We start from the raw sequence: 18,145 nt of genomic DNA on the forward strand, positions 1-18,145 counted from the left end.
ACCTCCTAATTATAGCACAAACAGACACAGACGTATAATAAAATATCACGTCTGTGTCCTTTTGCTATTTATATGCTATTTCATGACCTTTTCTTTTGCCAGCTTCTCCATAACCACTGCTGCTTTGGCCAGGTCGCTGTACTTGGTGAACTCAACCGGGCAATGGCTCCGTCCGTCCTTGCTCGGCACAAACAGCATGACTGTGGGAAGTACCTGGCCGATTTCCAGGGCATCATGGCCTGCGCCGCTTAACATCCTCTTGCAGCTGTAGCCCCGCTCCCCGCATTCTTTCTCCATGATATCCAGCATTTCCCCTGAAAGCTCCACAGGAGTTATGGTCAGTTTGTTCTCCATGTCAAAACTGCCGCCATACTCACCAACCGCCCGTTCAAGAGCCTTTCTGATCCTGTTTGTAATATCATTTATATTGTCGTTATTTCTGGAGCGGATATCCACTGTGAACTCCGCTGTATCCGCCACAATGTTCATCCCGCCCGGTATGGTGTTCACATATCCCACCGTAGCAACGGTTCCGTCCGCTTTTTCCCTGGCCCAGTCAGCAATTCTTGAGATAACCTTTGCCGCCGCGTCCACCGGGTCCATCCTCATATCCATGGGTGTGGTTCCTGCATGGTCGGCCCTTCCGTGCACCGTCACCATGTAGCGCTGAATGCCTACGATACAGTCTACCAGTCCAAGCTCTGTGCCTTCCGTATCCAGGACCGGTCCCTGCTCGATATGCGCCTCCAGGAAGCAGCCGATTTTTCCGTCTTCCCAGACAGCTTCTTTGATCCGCTCCGGATCCATGCCGTATTCCTTCATGGCCTCATAGATGGATATACCGTCTTTGTCACGGAATTTCTTCATATAGTCCACATCCCTGTGGCCAAGGATGGCTCCCGAACCAAAATAGCCGGTTCCAAACCGTGTTCCCTCTTCGTCACAGAATCCAACCACCACGAAATCTCTCTTAGGTCTGATTCCTTCTTCTAAAAGGAGACGTGCCACTTCAATGGCGCAGATGACGCCTGCTATCCCATCATAGTCTCCGCCGTTATATACAGAATCATAGTGGGAGCCCATCATGACACAGGGTAATTCGGAGTCCTCACCCTTTAATACCCCAATCACATTGCCGGCAGCGTCTTCCCTCACATCAAGTCCGCTCTCCGTCATCAGCTCCTTTAAATACTCTACGGCCTTCCTGGCCTCTTTTGTGAACGGCAGCCTGGTGCAGCCGTTTCCCGGTGTTGCCGTAAACTGTTTTAAATGCTCCAAATCCCTGGCAATCCTGCCTGTAATCTCCTCAATCACCATTAGTAAACCCTCTCTATTCTTTTTTAGAAACCAACTTGGGTTTCCTCTTATTTCTTTCTGTCTAATACATATACCTTAAACGGCGAGTACAGCATAGCCGCCACCAGCAGGATAAATCCCAACAGGCATGCCCCGTCTCCCTGCATCTTAAGTCCTGTCAGTATCAGGGCAAAGGCCGCCAGGATGGCTGCAAAGGCCACTGTGAGCCTGCCCCCTTTTGTCTTGAAAAATTTCTCTGTCTCCATATGTCATCCTCCTCTGCCCCGGCACTGCCTGCGCGTTATGAAACAGCCACTGATAAAAATACGATAATACCGATTGCCAGCGTCATAATGGTCGTGAAGGGTATGATTCTCTTTAGCACCTGTCCCTCGCTTCCCAGGATTCCCGCTGTGGTAGTCCCCAGGATGATATTGCTGGGGCTGATGGCGCTTCCGATAGAGCCTCCCGCTGTCTGGGCTCCCAGGATTGGCGCCTGATTCAGATGAAGCAGATTGGCTGTGGTTACCTGAAACTCTCCAAAGAGTATATTAGATGACATATTGCTTCCGGTCATGAACGATCCCACCATTCCCACCAGAGGCGCCAATATGACATAAGTCTTACCAAGTACCCTTGCTATTCCGTCCGCCAGCACGCTGGTCTGCCCTGTTCCGCCCATGATTTTGGACATAATGACCAGACCGATGATAGCGATTCCCGACGGCATGGACATGGTTATGGAACGGACAAACACACGCTTTACGCCTCCCGGACGAATCCATCCGTGCCTGCCGAAATACACCAGCCCTGCAATGGATGACAGAAACAGGAACATACTGGCATGGGTAAAGGGCCGCAACGGCGAAAACAGTTCCGTAGCCTGGTTGACGAATCCATACCCCGTGGAAGTCTCTGGAAATGAAAATCCAATGGACACCTGGTTCAGGAAACGATTTACCGGAGGCACCACTAACACCACCATGGTAACCACCGTCAGCAGGATATAAGGCACAAATGCCTGTACCAGCGTCATGCCGTCCGGCGTCTCCTCCGATGTGCCTGACGCAGCACCACGGTCCATAATCCGGCTGTCCTCCACACTCCACTCCTGTCTGTACATCTTCATTCTGCCTATCAGTATCAGGGCCACCAGGGAGAGACAGGCCGGAAGGAAGCAGGCTATGGTTGTATTGACCCGGGTCAGAAGCAGTTCTCCCCCTCCCTGAATCAGGGACAGGATAAGGAGGGCCGGAAGTCCCTTCCTCACAGCCTTTCCTTTTCCGTAGAACCAGCATATCACCAGACCAATCACCACATTCCACATCCAGATGAACACACCTGCCCAAAAGGCAGCCGCCAGATAGTCAGGCGTACCGGGCACAAGTCCGGTGGACATGGCCAGGGCATCCCAGGCAGCTGCCAGGGTACCGAAGGTATTGCCCCATGCCTGCCCCAATAAAGGTATGATGACTGCGAATACGGGAACTACTCCAATGCCCATGAGCAGGGGAGCTCCCACTGCCACCGGTACACCGAATCCTGTAATTCCCTGGAGAAAGCTCTCCAGTATCCATCCCAGGGCCAGCACCATCAAAAGTTCATTGGGCAAAAGCTTTCTCATCCCGTTGCGGATTACAAGAAAGGCCCGGGCTTCATCCGCCACCTGGTACAGAAGAATCGCAGTCCATACAATCAGCAGGATAATAAGAGCGCTCCATATTCCTTTTGCACTTTCCGCTGCCAGCAACCTGATATCAGCTTTATAGAATACAATGCCGGTAATAATCGTAATGGCCAGCCCCACGGGGGCTGCTTCCGTAGCCCCCCACTGGAACTTAATCATTAACAGCAGCAGGACAATGATTGGCAGACATGCCATTATCCACATAAACAGATTTGTTGGTACGTTCATATTTTATCTCCCGATTACTTATGTATTACTGTCCCCGTGCTGCCGGCGATTCCTTCCGCCGCCTTGTCAAGCAAGGTGATAAGTGTACGCCTGCCTTCCCCAGACTGTGCGAAACGGATGGCTGCCTCGATTTTCGGAAGCATGGACCCCTTGGCAAACTGCTCCTGGGCAATGTACTCCTTGGCCTTATCTACTGTAAGGTCACTGAGCCATTCCTGGTTCTCCCTGCCGAAATTGATGGCTACCTTTTCCACAGCGGTCAGGATAATCAGGTAATCCGCCTCCAGCTCCGCTGCCAGCAGGCTGCTGGCATTGTCCTTGTCAATGACGGCGTTGACTCCCGAGAGCCTGCCATTGTCATTCACCACAGGAATACCGCCTCCGCCGCAGGTAATGACAATATGGCCGGCGTCCACCAGCGTCTCAATGGTCTTGAGCTCCCGGATTTTCATGGGCATGGGTGAGGCCACCACGATGCGGTAACCCCTTCCCGCGTCTTCCATGCAGGGAATCCCGTTTTCCATGTTTTTCCTTGCTTCTTCCTCGGTCAGGAACCTGCCGATGGGTTTTGTGGGATTCTTAAATGCCTCGTCCTCCGGGTCCACCTCCACCTGGGACAGGATCGTGGATACCTTTACATCCATGTTCCTCTTATACAGCTCATACTTGATGGCATTTTGCAGGTCGATGCCGATATACCCCTGGCTCATGGCCACACAGGTCGGCAGCGGTGTTTCCTTGTAATTCTCATAGCTGCAGGCCAGCTGGTCCATGGCATTCTGGATCATGCCCACCTGGGGGCCGTTGCCGTGGGTGATAATCAGGTCCATGCCCTGCTGCACCAGGTCAACAATCACCTCAGCTGTCTTTGCCACTGCCTGCTTCTGCTCTTCGATATCCTTGCCCAGGGCGTTACCGCCCAGGGCAATTACTACTCTTTTTTTATCCATAACCCCATCTCCCTTACATCTTAAGCTTAGTCCAAAGAGAACCCCAGTTTTTTCGCGTATGCCGCGATTGCCTTTTCAAAACATGCAATAGGCGGATGTACGGTGCCGGCCCCTATCTGTCCGTAGCCAGCCACCTTATGGGCAATTCCCGTGTTGATGACTGGTGTGATACCCTTTTCCACCACCAGTCTGGCATCAATCCCAAGGCATGTTCCCTGGAAGTTCCAGTTTGGTATGATAAAGTTGGGATTCCGGTCAATGGTGATCTCCGTCATCTCCGTGCTGGTACGAAGCGCGTCCTCGTACCCGCCGGCTCCCACGAATCTGGTAACGGCCGGAGCCGCGATCATGGCCATGCCGCCTACGCCGAAGGTCTCTGTGATGGCGCTGTCACCCATATCCGGGCAGGCGTCCTCACCGTCATAACCTGTAAAGTAGAGTCCCTGGGGCGTGTTGACAGGAGCGGTGAACCATTCATCCCCCATGCCGCTTATGCGGATACCGAATTCCACGCCGTTTCTGCACATGGCAGTGACAATGGTGCCGTCGGTTACCTGCCTTGCGGCGTCCATGACGGCCTTACCTGTTGCCATCATGATATTCAGGAAGAACTGGTCTGTATCAGCCAGGAATTTGATGACGTCATAGCGGTCCTTTTCGTCCATATCCATCTTGGTAATCACCGGGCTGACCTCTTTCAGGAAAGCCAGGGACGCCGCAATATTCCTCTGATGGAACTCGTCTCCCATGGCGATTGCCTTGGCTACAAGAGGATTCACATTCAGTCCGCCTATGGAACGGATGGCCCTTCCAAGGGTTGGTCCCAGCACATCCTTCATCCACAGCAGGCGGTCAACCACCTCCTTGGAATATGCACCGAACCTCAGCACCTTGCCGATTCCCTCATTCATGGTACAGTATGCCTCATTGCCGTCGGTCTGGTTCTCAACCACGAACACAGGCATGTTGGCGGAGGTAATGCCTCCCATGGGGCCAACGGCCTTTACATGATGGCAGGGAATAAAGGTCACTTCACCGGATGCAAGTATCTTTCTTGCTTCTTCCTCTGTAGCGGCCCATCCCTCAAAGAGTGCCGCGCCGACACAGGAACCCTGTACCGGGTCCGGCATGTTCTCAAACCGGATTGGCGGTCCCGCATGGAGAATCACCTTTCCCTCATTCAATTCTTTGATGACAGACTTAGCCGGCACCACATCCCTGATGACAGGCTGGCTGGCAACCACTTTGGCGATAACGGAGCGGTTGGCCTCATCAATATCCATTTCCCGGCAGCTTCTCAGGAAATTCAGGACCTTTATCAGTTCCACGTTGCCCCCGGCGGGCGGCGCCCAGTCATACTGGACCACGTCACATCCAAAGGCTTCTATGACCTCAGCAAAGCTCTTAAGGCCCACATTGATGACCCTTGGCTTCTGTGACAGAAGTTCAAGGAGTTTTTCCGATGCTTCCGTTTTCTGGATCCGGGCTGTTGTCTTGGGGCGGATTTCCTTCACCGGCTCTTCAAAGTCCAGACCGATGGCGCGGATTGCCGTATGTACAGCCAGCTTATTATTCTCACATACAATGACCCCTGCTTCCTTCAGTGTTTCCACGGCCTTGTCATAACCCTGGAAATCCCTTCTTGTCCCGCATACAGTGGCCACAAAGAATAATTTTCTCCCTTCCTCCCTGGCCTTGTCGCGAAGGCGGATAATTGCAGGGAGGAGGGCCCCGGCCATATCCTCATGGGAACCGTAACCCAGCATGATGTCCAAAAGGATAACGCCTGTGGACCCGTCGTCTATCGCCTCCTGCATGCACTCAATGCGCTTGGCAGGATCAATCATGGGATGAGGCTTGCCCTGGGTGTATACATCGTCTCCCAGGTCCACCACGATATGTCCGTCGGTCTTTAACATAAAACCTTCTGCCTTCTGGGGCGGAACCTTAAGGTTCAGGGCATCCTTGATTAACATGGCAGCTTCCCCTGCCAGGGTGCCTCCTGAGTAGTATGCCTTGATTGTCTTCTTTTCCTCTGCCGCGAAGAAGCTGGAGGAATCCACCTCCACGCTGCCCTCTGCGATATCCTGGCCCCTCACCAGACCCACGGCCAGGCGGGCGGCTTCATCCAGTGTATACGCATGGTAGAAGTTTTCCTCATGGTACTCCGGCTTCTCACCCAGGAACAAGGTGACAACCGGTTTCTTAAAGTTGCTCAGCCGGTCGGAAATCCTGTCCCTCACTGCCTTTGCCGGAGGCTTGGATATGATGATCAGCACTTTCACGGTATCATCCTTTTCCATGGCCTCAATCATATCCATCATGGTAATTCCGCCTACTTCAGTGGACAGATCCCTGCCGCCGGTGCCGATGGCGTTTTTAACGCCCTCTCCCAGACGGTCTATGATGGTGGTCAGCTCCTGGATGCCGGTGCCTGACGCTCCGATGATGCCGATGGGTCCCGGAGCCACGTGATTGGTAAACGCAATGGGCACGCCCTGGATGATTCCGGTACCGCAGTCCGGCCCCATAACAGCCAGCCCCTTTTCATGGGCCTTTTTCTTTAACTTAATCTCATCCTCCAGCGTAACATTGTCGCTGAACATGAATACGTTCATGCCCTCATCCAATGCCCGGTCAGCCTCCAGCGCCGCATAAGCGCCCGGTATGGAAATCACCGCCAGATTGGCATCCGCCAGCTTTCCCAGTGCCTTATCCCAGGACCGGACCGCCTCCGCTCCCTTTTTATCCGACTCTGAAGTGGACTGTTTCTTAAAGAACGCCTCCACTTCCTCCATGATCACGTCAAGCAGCCCGTCGTCATCCACATCAGCCACTACCACCATATCATTGGCGGACGCCTCCTCCAGCTCGCTGGTACTGAGGCCGCTCTGCCTGTAAATGTCCTTGTTGGCAGGAGTTGCCATCATGATGGAAACCTTCTTTACACCTTCTATGGAAGAAATCTGGTTAGTCAAAAGCATAAGGACTACAGAATCATGATAACTCCCTTTTTTTACTATGGTTTTTAACATACGCTCCCCTTCTCCTTATTCGGCAAACCTGTTTTTGTGGTCATATTTATCAAAGTGTACCTTATCGCTCTTTAAATACTCATAGATTTCATCAACTATCTCCACGCCGCCCGTGGCATAGGCTTTATCCCGCCTCATGACTGCGCGCTCACCCGGATAATACACCTTATCAAAGCCTTCTGCGGCCGGCATCTCTCCCAGCTCATCAAGCACCTGTGACATGGACGCCTTGAATGCGTCTAATCCCACGAATCTGGACGGATCCATGACAATGAACATCTGTCCCAGCTCCCTGCCTGCCGACAGGTCATGGTACATCGAACTTACATGCTTCCCAAAGGGAACTCCCAGAAGCACGCCCGAGAAAATGTCCACCATCATCATCAGGCCGTATCCCTTGGCGCCTTCAATGGGTACCAGGGCATTCACAAGGCGGGAATCCGTAACCGGACGTCCCTTGGCATCCACTGCCCATGTGTCGGGAATGGATTCATGCCTGGAGCGTTTGTCCAGTATCTTGCCCCATGCCTGGACCGTGGTAGCCATGTCGAATACAACCGTTCTTTCGTCAGCCGTGGGGGCTGCAAAGGAGATGGGGTTGGTACCGTAGTAAGGCTCTATCCCGCCGTACGGCACTGCCATCGGATCGGACTGGCAGCATGCAATCGCCACCAGATCCGCCTTGGCGGCCATTTCCGTATAATAACCAATGGAGCCGCTATGGGAAATGTTGCGGATGCCAACCACTGCGATGCCGGACTTCTTTGCCATCTCGATGGCCTTTTCCATGGCCAGCACAGACGCCACATATCCGCAGCCGTTGTCCCCTTCAAAGACAGCGGAACAAGGTCCTGTCTCCCTCCACTCAAACTTCGGATCAACCGTGATGCCGCCCTTGGCAATCCTCTCGCTGTAATACTCCACGCGCACAGCCCCGTGGGAGTGATAACCCCTTTCGTCAGACCAGGTGAGGACATCAGCCGTCATATCCGCATGATCCGCCTTCAGCCCCGCCTGCATCAGCTTATTTTTCATTAACCCCTTTAACTCATCATGGGAAAGTTTCATATCTGCACCCCGCTTCTTCTCAATATTCTATAACTGCACGTCTCTGTTGCAATCCTTGGAGTAAATATACGCGAAATCCTCTTCACGTCCCACCGCATAACATGCCTGCGGGCAATATGCGTCCAGGAACATGTAATCTCCGGCCTTTACCGGTACCCAGTCATTGTCAGCCCTGTACATGCCTTTGCCTGACAGGAAATACATTCCGTGCTCCTGGATATGTGTCTCCACGTAGCCGTGGGACGCTCCCAGCTTGAACTTCAGGATGTGCATGTTCATATCAAATCCGAAATTACCTGCTGCCGGAAGGAAATCCTTGATGTGGCAGTTGTCCATTCCCTCATATTCTGTCCAGGGAATATCATTGGCATTTCCCACTACCGTAAATGCGCTGTATCCCTCAATCTTCTCATATCTGCGCTTATATACATACAGCCTGGCTTCTTTGCCGCTCTTGTTTTCAAAGGAAACCTTAACGCTCTCAGGGGAGAAGATATAACCGCCCTCGGTAAGGCTCTCTTCCTTGTCGGCATTCTTGACAACCACTTCGCCGGCCAGTACATAAATGAACGTCTCCAGACCTTCACCGCCAATGCCGCTGTTTTTTCCGCCTTCCTTTACCGTAACCAGATAATCCGCAAAGGTAGCTCCCATGGCAGGTGATCCCAGAATGGTTACGTCGCAGTTCTCATAACCAGGGATGCTGTTCTTAACCAGACCGTCCGGTTCCAGCAGAACATAATTTTCTTTCTTGATTACAGAACGTGTTGCCAGTAATTCCTCTCTGTATCCTACCTGATCATTTAAATAACTCATATTTACTTCCTCGCTTTCATTCTTTGTTAAAGGCCTTTTTGGGTCAACTTTTTTATATTTATATTATTGCAAAACAACGTTCTTTTTTCAATTATGTATTTATGCAAATCTCCCTATGATTTTTATCCATTTTATACCCTATTGCTAATTTTTTCACATCCCACTTTTTTCCGGTCTCATGTTATAATATCTTTAAATATAACTTATCTATTACACAAAGGAGAACACCATTATGACGGAAAAAAGAGAGATAAACCTGGAACATCCAGCTTATCCAAAGTATGCAACTGTATATTCAGAAAAGGATACAGATGCAAAAGCCTGTATCCTTTACTTCCATGGGGGAGGGCTGCTGTACGGCAGCAGGGAGGATCTGCCCCGCAGGCATATAGATACCCTGACCCGGGCCGGATATATCATCGTATCCTACGACTACCCCCTTGCGCCCGCCGCCAGGCTGGATACCATAATGGGTGATGTCTGTTCCTCCATCACCCATTACATAAATCATCCCGAAATATACTGCAGACGCAAACTCCCGTTCTTCCTGTGGGGCCGTTCCGCCGGAGCATATCTCTGCCTCTTAGCCGGAGCCAAAGGTAACCTGCCTGCCGTGCCCGCTGGGATCCTCTCCTACTACGGATACGGATTCCTGTGCGACCACTGGTATGAGACACCCAGCGGATTTTACTGCTCCCTTCCGGCCGTGGATGTGTCCTGCCTGGAACAGGCCGGTGCTGACCTCCACACGGCCGGAAGCCTGGACACCCACTACAGCATTTATGTATATGCAAGACAGACCGGATCCTGGCGTTCCCTTCTGTATGAAGGCAGGGATAAATATTTCTATCTGGACTACACCCTGCGCGCCTGCACCGCCCTTCCCTGCCCCCTTTTCTGCGCTCACGGCACCCGTGACAATGATGTGCCCTACGGGGAATTCCTGGAGCTGTCAAACCGTTTCCGCCCATGGCAGTTCATCGCCTCCTGCGATGGCCACGACTTTGACCGGGATGAGGAAAACCCGTTTACGGAAAAACTGCTGGACGAGACACTGGCATTCCTGGAGGAGAACCTGAAGCTGTCGCCGGCCCAGTGCTGATAACTAGCCTTCCTGCTCCTGGAAAATGGTTCCTGTGCGGAATGATTTTGCGCTCTTCATGTTCTTCATCAGGAAGTAATACACAAGTCCCGTGGGAATCAGGCTCACATACCAGGACAGCTGTACGATGACCAGAGAGCAGAGGGAGCCGATGACGATGGCTATGATGGCCGCCCAGTTGATTCCCTTGAACACACCCTGCTTGTCATACATATGATTGATATTCAGCTTCTTTTTCCGGAGAATGTAATAGTCCACTGCCATTACGGCAAAAATCGGGCCCAGGAATGCGGAGTAGAACTGGGTAAACAGGCTTAAGCCCGCTGCCGAATCATCTGTCACCAGCTTCCACGGCATACAGCATGCCGAGAGGATTCCTACCAGGATGGTGGCGTGGGACCATTTCATGTGGAATGATTCCATCAGTACATAGGATGGCGGAACGATATTGTTCAGCACATTGGTTGTGACCTGGGCAAATGCAATAAACAGCAATGTCACTACTGTGAGGAACTTGCTTCCCATGGTTGTGGAGAACACCACAACCGGGTCGCTGTTGCCGGTAGCAGCCGTCACAAGCAGCCCGATCAGTCCCATAAACAGCGTTACAGGCAGAATGGCAACCGTGTAAATACTTCCGGTAAAGGTGGGTCCCACCTTCCCTTCCAGGTTACGGGAATAGTCGGATGCATTGATGATCATGGTTGAATAGATTCCCAGGAAGGAGGTGGTGGCTGCCCAGAAAGGCATGCCCCATGTTCCCTTGATTCCGGAGAACACATCATCAATCTCAGTTGCGAACTGTGTCTTGACCACATACAGCATGTAGGCCAGTATTGCGATGATGAATACACAGGAAATATTTTCCAGCCACTTGATACCCTCAAATCCCTTGATGGCCAGGGCAACCTGCAGCATTGTAAACAGGGCATAGACCAGGGGAAGGTTGCTGAAACCGAACAGGATGCTCAGACAGCTGTTGATGGCTCCCGCTCCCACCCAGCTCTGGAAACCAAACCAGATAATGGCAGGAATACCTCTTAACAGGCCGGGCACCTTGACGCCGGTGGTGCCGAAGCTGCTCCGAAGCTGTACCGTGTAAGGAATACCGTACTTATGCCCGCAGTTGCCAATGATTACCAGGGCCACCGCGATGACCAGACATCCGATAACCATGGCAAGGATGGCCTGCCCCACTGTCAATGCCCCTATCAGGCCGGCGCCCATGGAGAAGGTACCGATGGATACGCACCCTCCCATAAAGCTTGCCGCGTAGGAAAGGGGCCCCATAATACGTTTTTTTGTCGGCTGCAGATCCGGATCCACGTTCTTTACCAGTTCCGGATTTAAATTCAAATTTTCTACCATATTACTCATACTTTCTCCTTTTCCGGGGAGTGTCTGAAAATCACATTCTGTCAGCTCAGTCTCCTGACCAGGGTCCCCACACCTTTTTCTGCTGTAATCTTTCCGTCTTCAGCCACCACATTGCCGCGGATGATGGTGCATACAGGCAGTCCCCTGCCCTTCATTCCCACAAACGCGGAAATCTTGTTTACATACAGGAGGGATTCGCTTGTAATCTCCCACTCCTTTTCCGGGTCAATAATCACAAGGTCCGCGTCAAATCCCGGAAGTATGTCACCCTTTTTCCCGTATATGCCGAATGCTTTTGCCGGATTAAGGGCCATGGCTCTTGCCAATACCCTGGGATCCACGCCCCGCTTTACGCATCCCTCGTTAAACGCTACCTGGAAGCCGCTCTGGATACCGCTGATGCCGCCCCATACGTCAAATACATTCTCGATTTTATTTCCCAGGATCTCTTTGAATTTCTCATCGTAGGAGCAGGGAGAATGATCACTTGCTATACCGCTGAAGGTACCGTCCTCCACATAGGCCCAGAGACGGTCCACATCTTCCTTGGAACGCAGGGGAGGCGCGCATTTGAACAGAGGTCCGTTGGCAAGGACATCCTGGTCCGTCAGGCTCAGATAATGAGAACATGTCTCCGCCGTCACATCATAGCCCGCCTGCTGGGCCTCCTTTATCTTCTGGGCCACGTCGGGACTGCTCACATGGCAGATATGTACCTTGCACCCCGTTGCCTTGGCAATCTCAATCATATCCACCGTGGCAACCATCTCCGCAATCACCGGCCTGGAATCCAGAAAACCCTGCCAGTCCATACGTCCTTCTCTTTTCATCCTGGCTTCCTGCCATTTAATCATGGAAAAATCTTCGCAGTGGAAGCCGGCACGTCCGCCAAATTCCTTAATCCTCTCCATGGCTTCATAGGCCTGCCCGTAGTTTAAGGAGCTGTAATCAGGTGATACCGGTCCGATAAACGATTTGAAGGCAACACAGCCCTTCTCATGCAGGCCTTCCAGTTCGTCAAAATTATCCGGCACCAGGCCGCCCCAGAAGCAGTAGTCCGTATATGCGTTACAGTCCACCTTCTCCACTTTCCTGTCAAAAATTGCCGCGTTCGTCATGGCCGGTTCATTTTGAAGGGGCATGTCGATGATGGTGGTATAACCTCCCATGGCTGCCGCCGCTGTCCCATGTTCATAATCCTCCCGCCATTCATACCCCGGATCATTGAGGTGGGCATGGGTGTCAATGGCTCCTGGAAACACATATTTTCCTTTTGCGTCAATCACCTTTGCAGCCTCCGGCTCCTGTCCGGCCTCCAGCAGGGCGGCAATCCTGCCGTCCTTTATGCCGATATTCCCCTCTGTCACTGCCTGGGCGGTAACAATCCTTCCATTTTTCACTAACAGATCATACATAAGCTTTGCCTCCTATTTACTTCTCCAGGGAAGTTCCTTTCCTGAAACGTTGGCAGGACGGCATATGCTTCATGCAGAAATAATATACCAGTCCTGTAGGTATGGTTGCCGTAAAGAAGGATATGTCTACATTGACAAGTCCGATTACCGCGCCCACTGCCGTTGCAATGATGGCAGCCCAGTTGATTCCTGAATGGGTTCCGTTATCATCGTAGAGGTCATCCAGGGCCGCTCCTTCCATCTTTCCCCTGTGCAGGATGTAGTAATCCGTGATCAGCACGGCAAAGATCGGGCCAAAGAAAGCGGTGTAAATCTTAACAAACAGATCCAGTCCTGCCGCGGAGCTGTCGTTGGTCAGGATCCACGGACAGGTACATACAGCCAGGACTCCCACCAGGATCACGGCCGTCCTGTGCTTCATCTTAAATGCGTCCATAAACGCATAGGCAGGGGGCACCACGTTGCTGGCCAGGTTGGTGGTCATCTGGGCAAAAAGGATGAATCCAAGGGTTGCCACCAGCAGCACCTTGTTATGTACCATCTGTGAAAATGCGTTGATAGGGTTTGCAATCCCTGTTGCCGTGGAAGCCATTGCGCCGATAAGTCCCAGAAGGACAGTGGTTGGTACCATGGCAATAAAATAAGCAACACCGCGCTTTCCTACGGAAAAACCGCCCTTTAACTCTCTGGAATAGTCGCCGGCATTGAGCATAACCGTGGTGCTGTTGCCAAAGAAAGCGATGATGGCAGCGATGAACGGCATTCCCCATGAACCCTTCCTGCTGATGAGCTTATCACCAATCACGCCCCAGTACTGGGTCACGCATACAAATAACATATAGAGCATGGCGCTGACGATTACCACGCCGCCGATGTTCTCCACCCATTTGATTCCGTGGAAGCCCTTTACTGATAATATAATCTGGACCACCTGGAACAGTAGGAAGAACAGCACAACATTGTCATATCCGAATATGGCAATGGATATCTGGTTGATGGCGGAGCCGCCCAGCCAGGTCTGGAATCCGTACCATACAATAGCGGGAAGCCCACGGATCATAACCGGTACAATGTTTCCCTTTGTGCCGTACGCGCTCTTAAGCTGAACCGCATAGGGCGCGCCTGATTTGTAGCTGAAACGGTCATTTGCACAGATGCCGATAACCAGTATGGTGGATCCAATCAGCACCGCCAAAAATACCTGCATCAGGTTAAGCCCCTTGTCCAGCTGGGCAGACCCCATGGTCAATGTGCCGATGGAAATACATCCTCCCAGCCACAGCATCAGGTAGGATCCCCACCCCATAATACGGTCCTTGTCCTGAATCGGCGCCAATGAATCTGTTTGCTTATTTACTTCATTTTTTACATCGCTCATAATATCACCCCTTATTTTCTTCTCCTCGTATTAACAGTCATGTACCGGTGTCACGTATTCCCCGTAGCCCAGAGCGTCTTCCCTATAGGTTCCGCCGGAGGCAACCACCTTGCCCCGGATGATGGTGCATACAGGCGCGCCCTTTCCTTCCAGACCGTCGAAGCAGGATACATGCCCCTTGGTCAGCAGTTCATTCTGGCTGCATTTCCAGGCTTTCTCAGGATCAACAATAACAATGTCCCCGTCAAATCCCAGCTCAAAGGCCCCCTTCCGGCCGTAGAGGCCGAATACCCTGGCCGGATTGTAGTCCATCACCCTGGCAATCAGGGTGGGGCTTAAGCCCTTCTTGTTTACCACCATGTCAAACATCATGGGCAGGAAGAACTGGATGGAGTTGAGACCGCCCCATGCATGCCAGATATCCTTTGTGGAATTGTCCTTTTCCTCATCCGCAGCCGGTGAGTGGTCGCTTCCCACACAGGATAATGTGCCGTCCAGAACATAATCCCACAGCCGTTCCATATCCTCTTTCCTGCGCATAGGCGGCGTACACTTGGCCGGAGCGCCCTTCTCAAAGACAAAGTCCTCTGTAAACCCAAGATAGTGGGGACATGTCTCAGCCGTAATGGGAAGCCCTTCGTGGATGGCGTCCTTTACAACCTGCGCCACCATGGGGTGGCTCACATGGCAGATATGCACTCTTCCCCCGGTTGCCCTGGCCATGTCAATCACATTTTTAGTGGCAACATACTCGGTCCACACATCATGGGAATCCAGGAAATCCCTGATTTTCTCTTCGCTGGTCCTTCCGGTTTTTGCCTTTGCCTCCTTTTCCCGTTCAAGCACCTGACCGAACTCTTCACAGTGGAAACCGCACAGGGCCCCGTACGGCTTTAAGATTTCCAGAGCCTTTCTCACATTGCCCATGTTCACGGTTGGGAACAAATCGCCGTTAGGGCAGGTAAACCCTTTGAATGCAGCCACGCCGCATTTGTGCAGGTCCACCAGATCCGCCATGTTGTTCTTCACCGAACCGGGCTGATTGTCATAATCCCCCACAATACCGCCCCACAGGGCAAAATCCACATAGGAGTGCTTGCTGATGCGCCCCATCTTCAGGTCAAAGATTTCCTTATTCATCAAAGACGGATCATTGTTCAAGGGCATGTCAATCAGGCAGGTACAGCCAGCTGCCGCAGCTGCCCTGGAACCGGTCTCAAAGTCCTCCCTGTATTCAAATCCCGGTTCATTCAGGTGCGCGTGGCAATCAATGATTCCCGGATATATGTAGCATCCCTTTGCATCTATCACTTCTTTTGCAGCCGCCTGCGACCCCTTGGCAAGAAAGGCAGCGTAGACCCCGTCTTTTACCGCAATATCAGCTTCATAAATCCTGTCAGGGGTTACCAGCTTTCCGTTTGTTATTACTAAATCATACATTTTTTACCTCCTTACAGACTGTAAATCGTTGACCGTTTCAATACTTACGTTGTATTTTATTAGATACACAGTCAGAAAACAATGACGAGAAAGCGGGGAAAAATTATGTTTTTTTGTCTATCATGTATAAAACTTTATTATTTCAAATTTTGTTTTTGTGTTTTTTTCGATAATCTGGTAAAATTTATTGTTGAAGCATTGTTATAAGTGCAACAAACAGCATAGCACAGGGAGAAAGCAAATGTATCCTACCATCACCGCCATTGCCGCCTACGCAGCACAGCAGCTGGAGGAGTGCCGTCTTTGGACGGTCCACTCCGTCTACAAAAAAACAGTGAATCTTCAGGCAGGAGAGCGCCTTCTGGCCCTGCAGGCCGCATCCTCTCCCATGTCTCCTATCAGCATCATAACAGACATGGATGTCAGGGCTTTTGAAGTTCTACCGGTTAAACCAGGCCAGCAGGTGTCCATTGCCGGCAGCCGCATTATAATATCCTCTCCGGAGCACACAGTGTCTTTTGGGTGCCTGCCGAAAAAAGTCTGCTGCACCCGGTTAACCTGCCCGCCCGGGCCGTTTCCCTGCAAAGAGCTTCTTTCACAGATCCGTCAGGCCATCGCCAGCTCGCAGGCCGGCATATTCCGGCTTCTGTTCTGCGATTCCACGGAAGGACAGGCGATTACAGGCAAAGAGGAATACAGCCTAATTCTGGCCGCGGCCAGAAGCCGAATCCTCCAATGCAGCGAATGTCTGGAACAGCATTTGTACGGAGATGCTGCCAAACACCTGGCAGGACTCATTGGACTGGGAATAGGCCTTACGCCCAGCGGTGATGATTTTCTGTGCGGGGTGCTGGCAGGACTCATCCTGCGCGGAGAAGAAAGCCATCCATTTGCGCACGCTCTCTGCCAGGAGATAACTTCCCGCCGTTTTGATACCAATGATATCAGCCGCGCCTTTTTGGACTGCTCTGTGCAGCACCATTTCAGCCTGGCTGTCAACAGCCTGACAGACCTTCCCTCTGCCGATAGGATTTTAAACGTATTCTCAGCCATTGGGCATTCTTCCGGCATTGATACTTTATGCGGGGTTGCGTACGGGCTCTCCGCGGAGGTATAGGGATGGGGTTCAGACACAACAAAAGCGCAGGCTTCTGTGTCCTCCCCCCCAAAAAGGGGCATCACGACACAGTGCCTGCGCTTATATATAATCTATTATATTTTAAAGTTATTACCGCCTTGTAAGGATAGAATCAATCAGTCCATACTCCAATGCCTCCTCCGCGCTCATGAAATTATCCCGCTCTGTATCCCTGGCTATTTCCTCCTCGGAGCGTCCTGTATTCACCGCCAGAACACGGTTTAAACGCTGCCTGCTTTTCTGCATGTAATCCGACATAATTTTAATGTCGCTGGCAGGGCCCTGGATTCCATTTCCGTGTATGGCGGGCTGGTGTATCATGATTTCAGAATTGGGAAGAGCCATGCGTTTTCCATGTGCTCCTCCTGCCAGCAAAAAGGCCCCGAAACTGGCTGCCAGTCCAAGGCAGATAGTTGAAACGTCGCATTTAATATACTGCATGGTATCATATACAGCCCAGCCAGCTGTCACAGAACCTCCCGGACTGTTGATGTACAGCTGGATATCCTTGTCCGGATCCGTGGATTCCAGAAACAGCAGCTGGGCTATAATAAGGCTGGCAGAGGTGTCGCTGACCTCCTCGCCCAGAAAGATAATACGGTCCGACAGAAGCCTGGAATATATATCATAGCTTCTCTCTCCTCTTCCTGTCTGTTCAATCACATAAGGTATGGTGCTCACGCTGCAATCCCTCCCATTCCTCTGTCACAAACTCCATATATTGTAAAACAGGAAGCTTTATGCATTTGAATCCGTTTCTTTGCAGGCAGATAGATCCCCCGTTTTCTGTACGCTCCGGGCGGACATAAATATACCTGTTTAAATGCGAGAGAAAATGCCTGCTGGGACTGGTACCCGGCATCGTAGGCTATCTGCGTGATGTCCATATCCGTATCCACCAGCTTCTCAGCCGCCATGGTAAGCCTGCGCTCCTGCACATATTTATGAATCGTGTCTCCCGTCTCTTCCATGAATATCCGGTTCAGATGGAACCTGGAATAACCTGCATGCTCCGCTATCTGCTCCAGATTCAGCTTCTCCTCCAGGTGTTCCTCAATATAATCAATGACCTTTCTCACTGTATGCTTTTGATTCTTCATTCCGCCACCTCCTGGTCTGGTTCATTTTATTATAACAGGAGGCAGCCGGATTGTCTTAATAAAAGGTTCTATACTGAATGTTGGGGTGTGCTGAAAAGCACACTTCCAACATTCT

General features: G+C 51.6%; 15 protein-coding genes. 2 read left to right on the forward strand and 13 right to left on the reverse strand.

The genetic code is table 11. The features are described from left to right. Window positions 1-75 precede the first annotated feature (75 nt). The 7 genes from LI015_RS11645 to allE are packed head-to-tail and all read right to left on the reverse strand — an operon-like array spanning window position 76 to window position 9,080. Complete coding sequence (locus LI015_RS11645) at window positions 76-1,317, reverse strand: M20 family metallo-hydrolase (protein WP_002564587.1); 1,242 nt, start codon at window positions 1,315-1,317, stop codon at window positions 76-78. Between the two features lie 47 nt (window positions 1,318-1,364). Continuing rightward, a complete protein-coding gene (locus tag LI015_RS11650) occupies window positions 1,365-1,562 on the reverse strand; it encodes a hypothetical protein (protein WP_002564588.1) in 198 nt (65 codons plus the stop codon). 35 nt (window positions 1,563-1,597) lie between these two features. Then, a complete protein-coding gene (locus LI015_RS11655) occupies window positions 1,598-3,211 on the reverse strand; it encodes an L-lactate permease (protein ID WP_117627424.1) in 1,614 nt (537 codons plus the stop codon). Between the two features lie 14 nt (window positions 3,212-3,225). After that, complete coding sequence (gene arcC / locus LI015_RS11660) at window positions 3,226-4,161, reverse strand: carbamate kinase (RefSeq protein WP_002564590.1); 936 nt, start codon at window positions 4,159-4,161, stop codon at window positions 3,226-3,228. Between the two features lie 26 nt (window positions 4,162-4,187). Further along, window positions 4,188-7,196 carry a DUF1116 domain-containing protein gene (gene fdrA, locus LI015_RS11665; protein WP_118017865.1) on the reverse strand — a complete coding sequence of 1,003 codons (3,009 nt, stop codon included), beginning with the start codon at window positions 7,194-7,196 and terminating at the stop codon, window positions 4,188-4,190. A 15-nt stretch (window positions 7,197-7,211) separates the two neighbouring features. Next, a complete protein-coding gene (allD, locus tag LI015_RS11670) occupies window positions 7,212-8,264 on the reverse strand; it encodes an ureidoglycolate dehydrogenase (protein ID WP_002564592.1) in 1,053 nt (350 codons plus the stop codon). 27 nt (window positions 8,265-8,291) lie between these two features. Beyond that, window positions 8,292-9,080, reverse strand: coding sequence for a (S)-ureidoglycine aminohydrolase (gene allE / locus LI015_RS11675; protein WP_002564593.1), 789 nt, complete (start codon window positions 9,078-9,080; stop codon window positions 8,292-8,294). Between the two features lie 232 nt (window positions 9,081-9,312). Between allE and LI015_RS11680 the strand changes: the two genes are divergently transcribed. Continuing rightward, entirely contained in the window at window positions 9,313-10,182 is an 870-nt protein-coding gene (locus tag LI015_RS11680) for an alpha/beta hydrolase (protein ID WP_227125102.1), read from the forward strand. Window positions 10,183-10,185: 3 nt separating this feature from the next. On the opposite strand, the gene LI015_RS11685 is transcribed toward LI015_RS11680, so the two are convergent. The 4 genes from LI015_RS11685 to allB (LI015_RS11700) are packed head-to-tail and all read right to left on the reverse strand — an operon-like array spanning window position 10,186 to window position 15,792. Beyond that, complete coding sequence (locus LI015_RS11685; protein ID WP_002564595.1) at window positions 10,186-11,559, reverse strand: NCS1 family transporter; 1,374 nt, start codon at window positions 11,557-11,559, stop codon at window positions 10,186-10,188. A 41-nt stretch (window positions 11,560-11,600) separates the two neighbouring features. Further along, window positions 11,601-12,974 carry an allantoinase AllB gene (gene allB / locus LI015_RS11690; protein WP_002573368.1) on the reverse strand — a complete coding sequence of 458 codons (1,374 nt, stop codon included), beginning with the start codon at window positions 12,972-12,974 and terminating at the stop codon, window positions 11,601-11,603. 16 nt (window positions 12,975-12,990) lie between these two features. After that, the gene (locus tag LI015_RS11695; RefSeq protein WP_002564597.1) at window positions 12,991-14,352 is read right to left on the reverse strand and encodes an NCS1 family transporter; all 1,362 of its coding nucleotides are present in this window, start codon (window positions 14,350-14,352) and stop codon (window positions 12,991-12,993) included. A 30-nt stretch (window positions 14,353-14,382) separates the two neighbouring features. Beyond that, window positions 14,383-15,792, reverse strand: coding sequence for an allantoinase AllB (gene allB, locus LI015_RS11700; protein WP_002564598.1), 1,410 nt, complete (start codon window positions 15,790-15,792; stop codon window positions 14,383-14,385). A 241-nt stretch (window positions 15,793-16,033) separates the two neighbouring features. Between allB (LI015_RS11700) and LI015_RS11705 the strand changes: the two genes are divergently transcribed. Next, window positions 16,034-16,909, forward strand: coding sequence for a DUF2877 domain-containing protein (locus LI015_RS11705; protein WP_002573370.1), 876 nt, complete (start codon window positions 16,034-16,036; stop codon window positions 16,907-16,909). 111 nt (window positions 16,910-17,020) lie between these two features. Here the strand turns inward: LI015_RS11705 and LI015_RS11710 are convergent, their stop codons facing one another. Together LI015_RS11710 and LI015_RS11715 are read right to left on the reverse strand one after the other, a co-directional pair. Beyond that, entirely contained in the window at window positions 17,021-17,611 is a 591-nt protein-coding gene (locus tag LI015_RS11710; RefSeq protein WP_002564600.1) for an ATP-dependent Clp protease proteolytic subunit, read from the reverse strand. After that, entirely contained in the window at window positions 17,608-18,030 is a 423-nt protein-coding gene (locus tag LI015_RS11715; RefSeq protein WP_227125104.1) for a helix-turn-helix domain-containing protein, read from the reverse strand. The genes LI015_RS11710 and LI015_RS11715 overlap by 4 nt, the downstream gene beginning before the upstream one ends. Window positions 18,031-18,145 lie beyond the last annotated feature (115 nt).

The organism is Enterocloster sp. 210928-DFI.2.20, from assembly GCF_020554465.1.
Lineage (GTDB): Bacteria > Bacillota > Clostridia > Lachnospirales > Lachnospiraceae > Enterocloster > Enterocloster bolteae.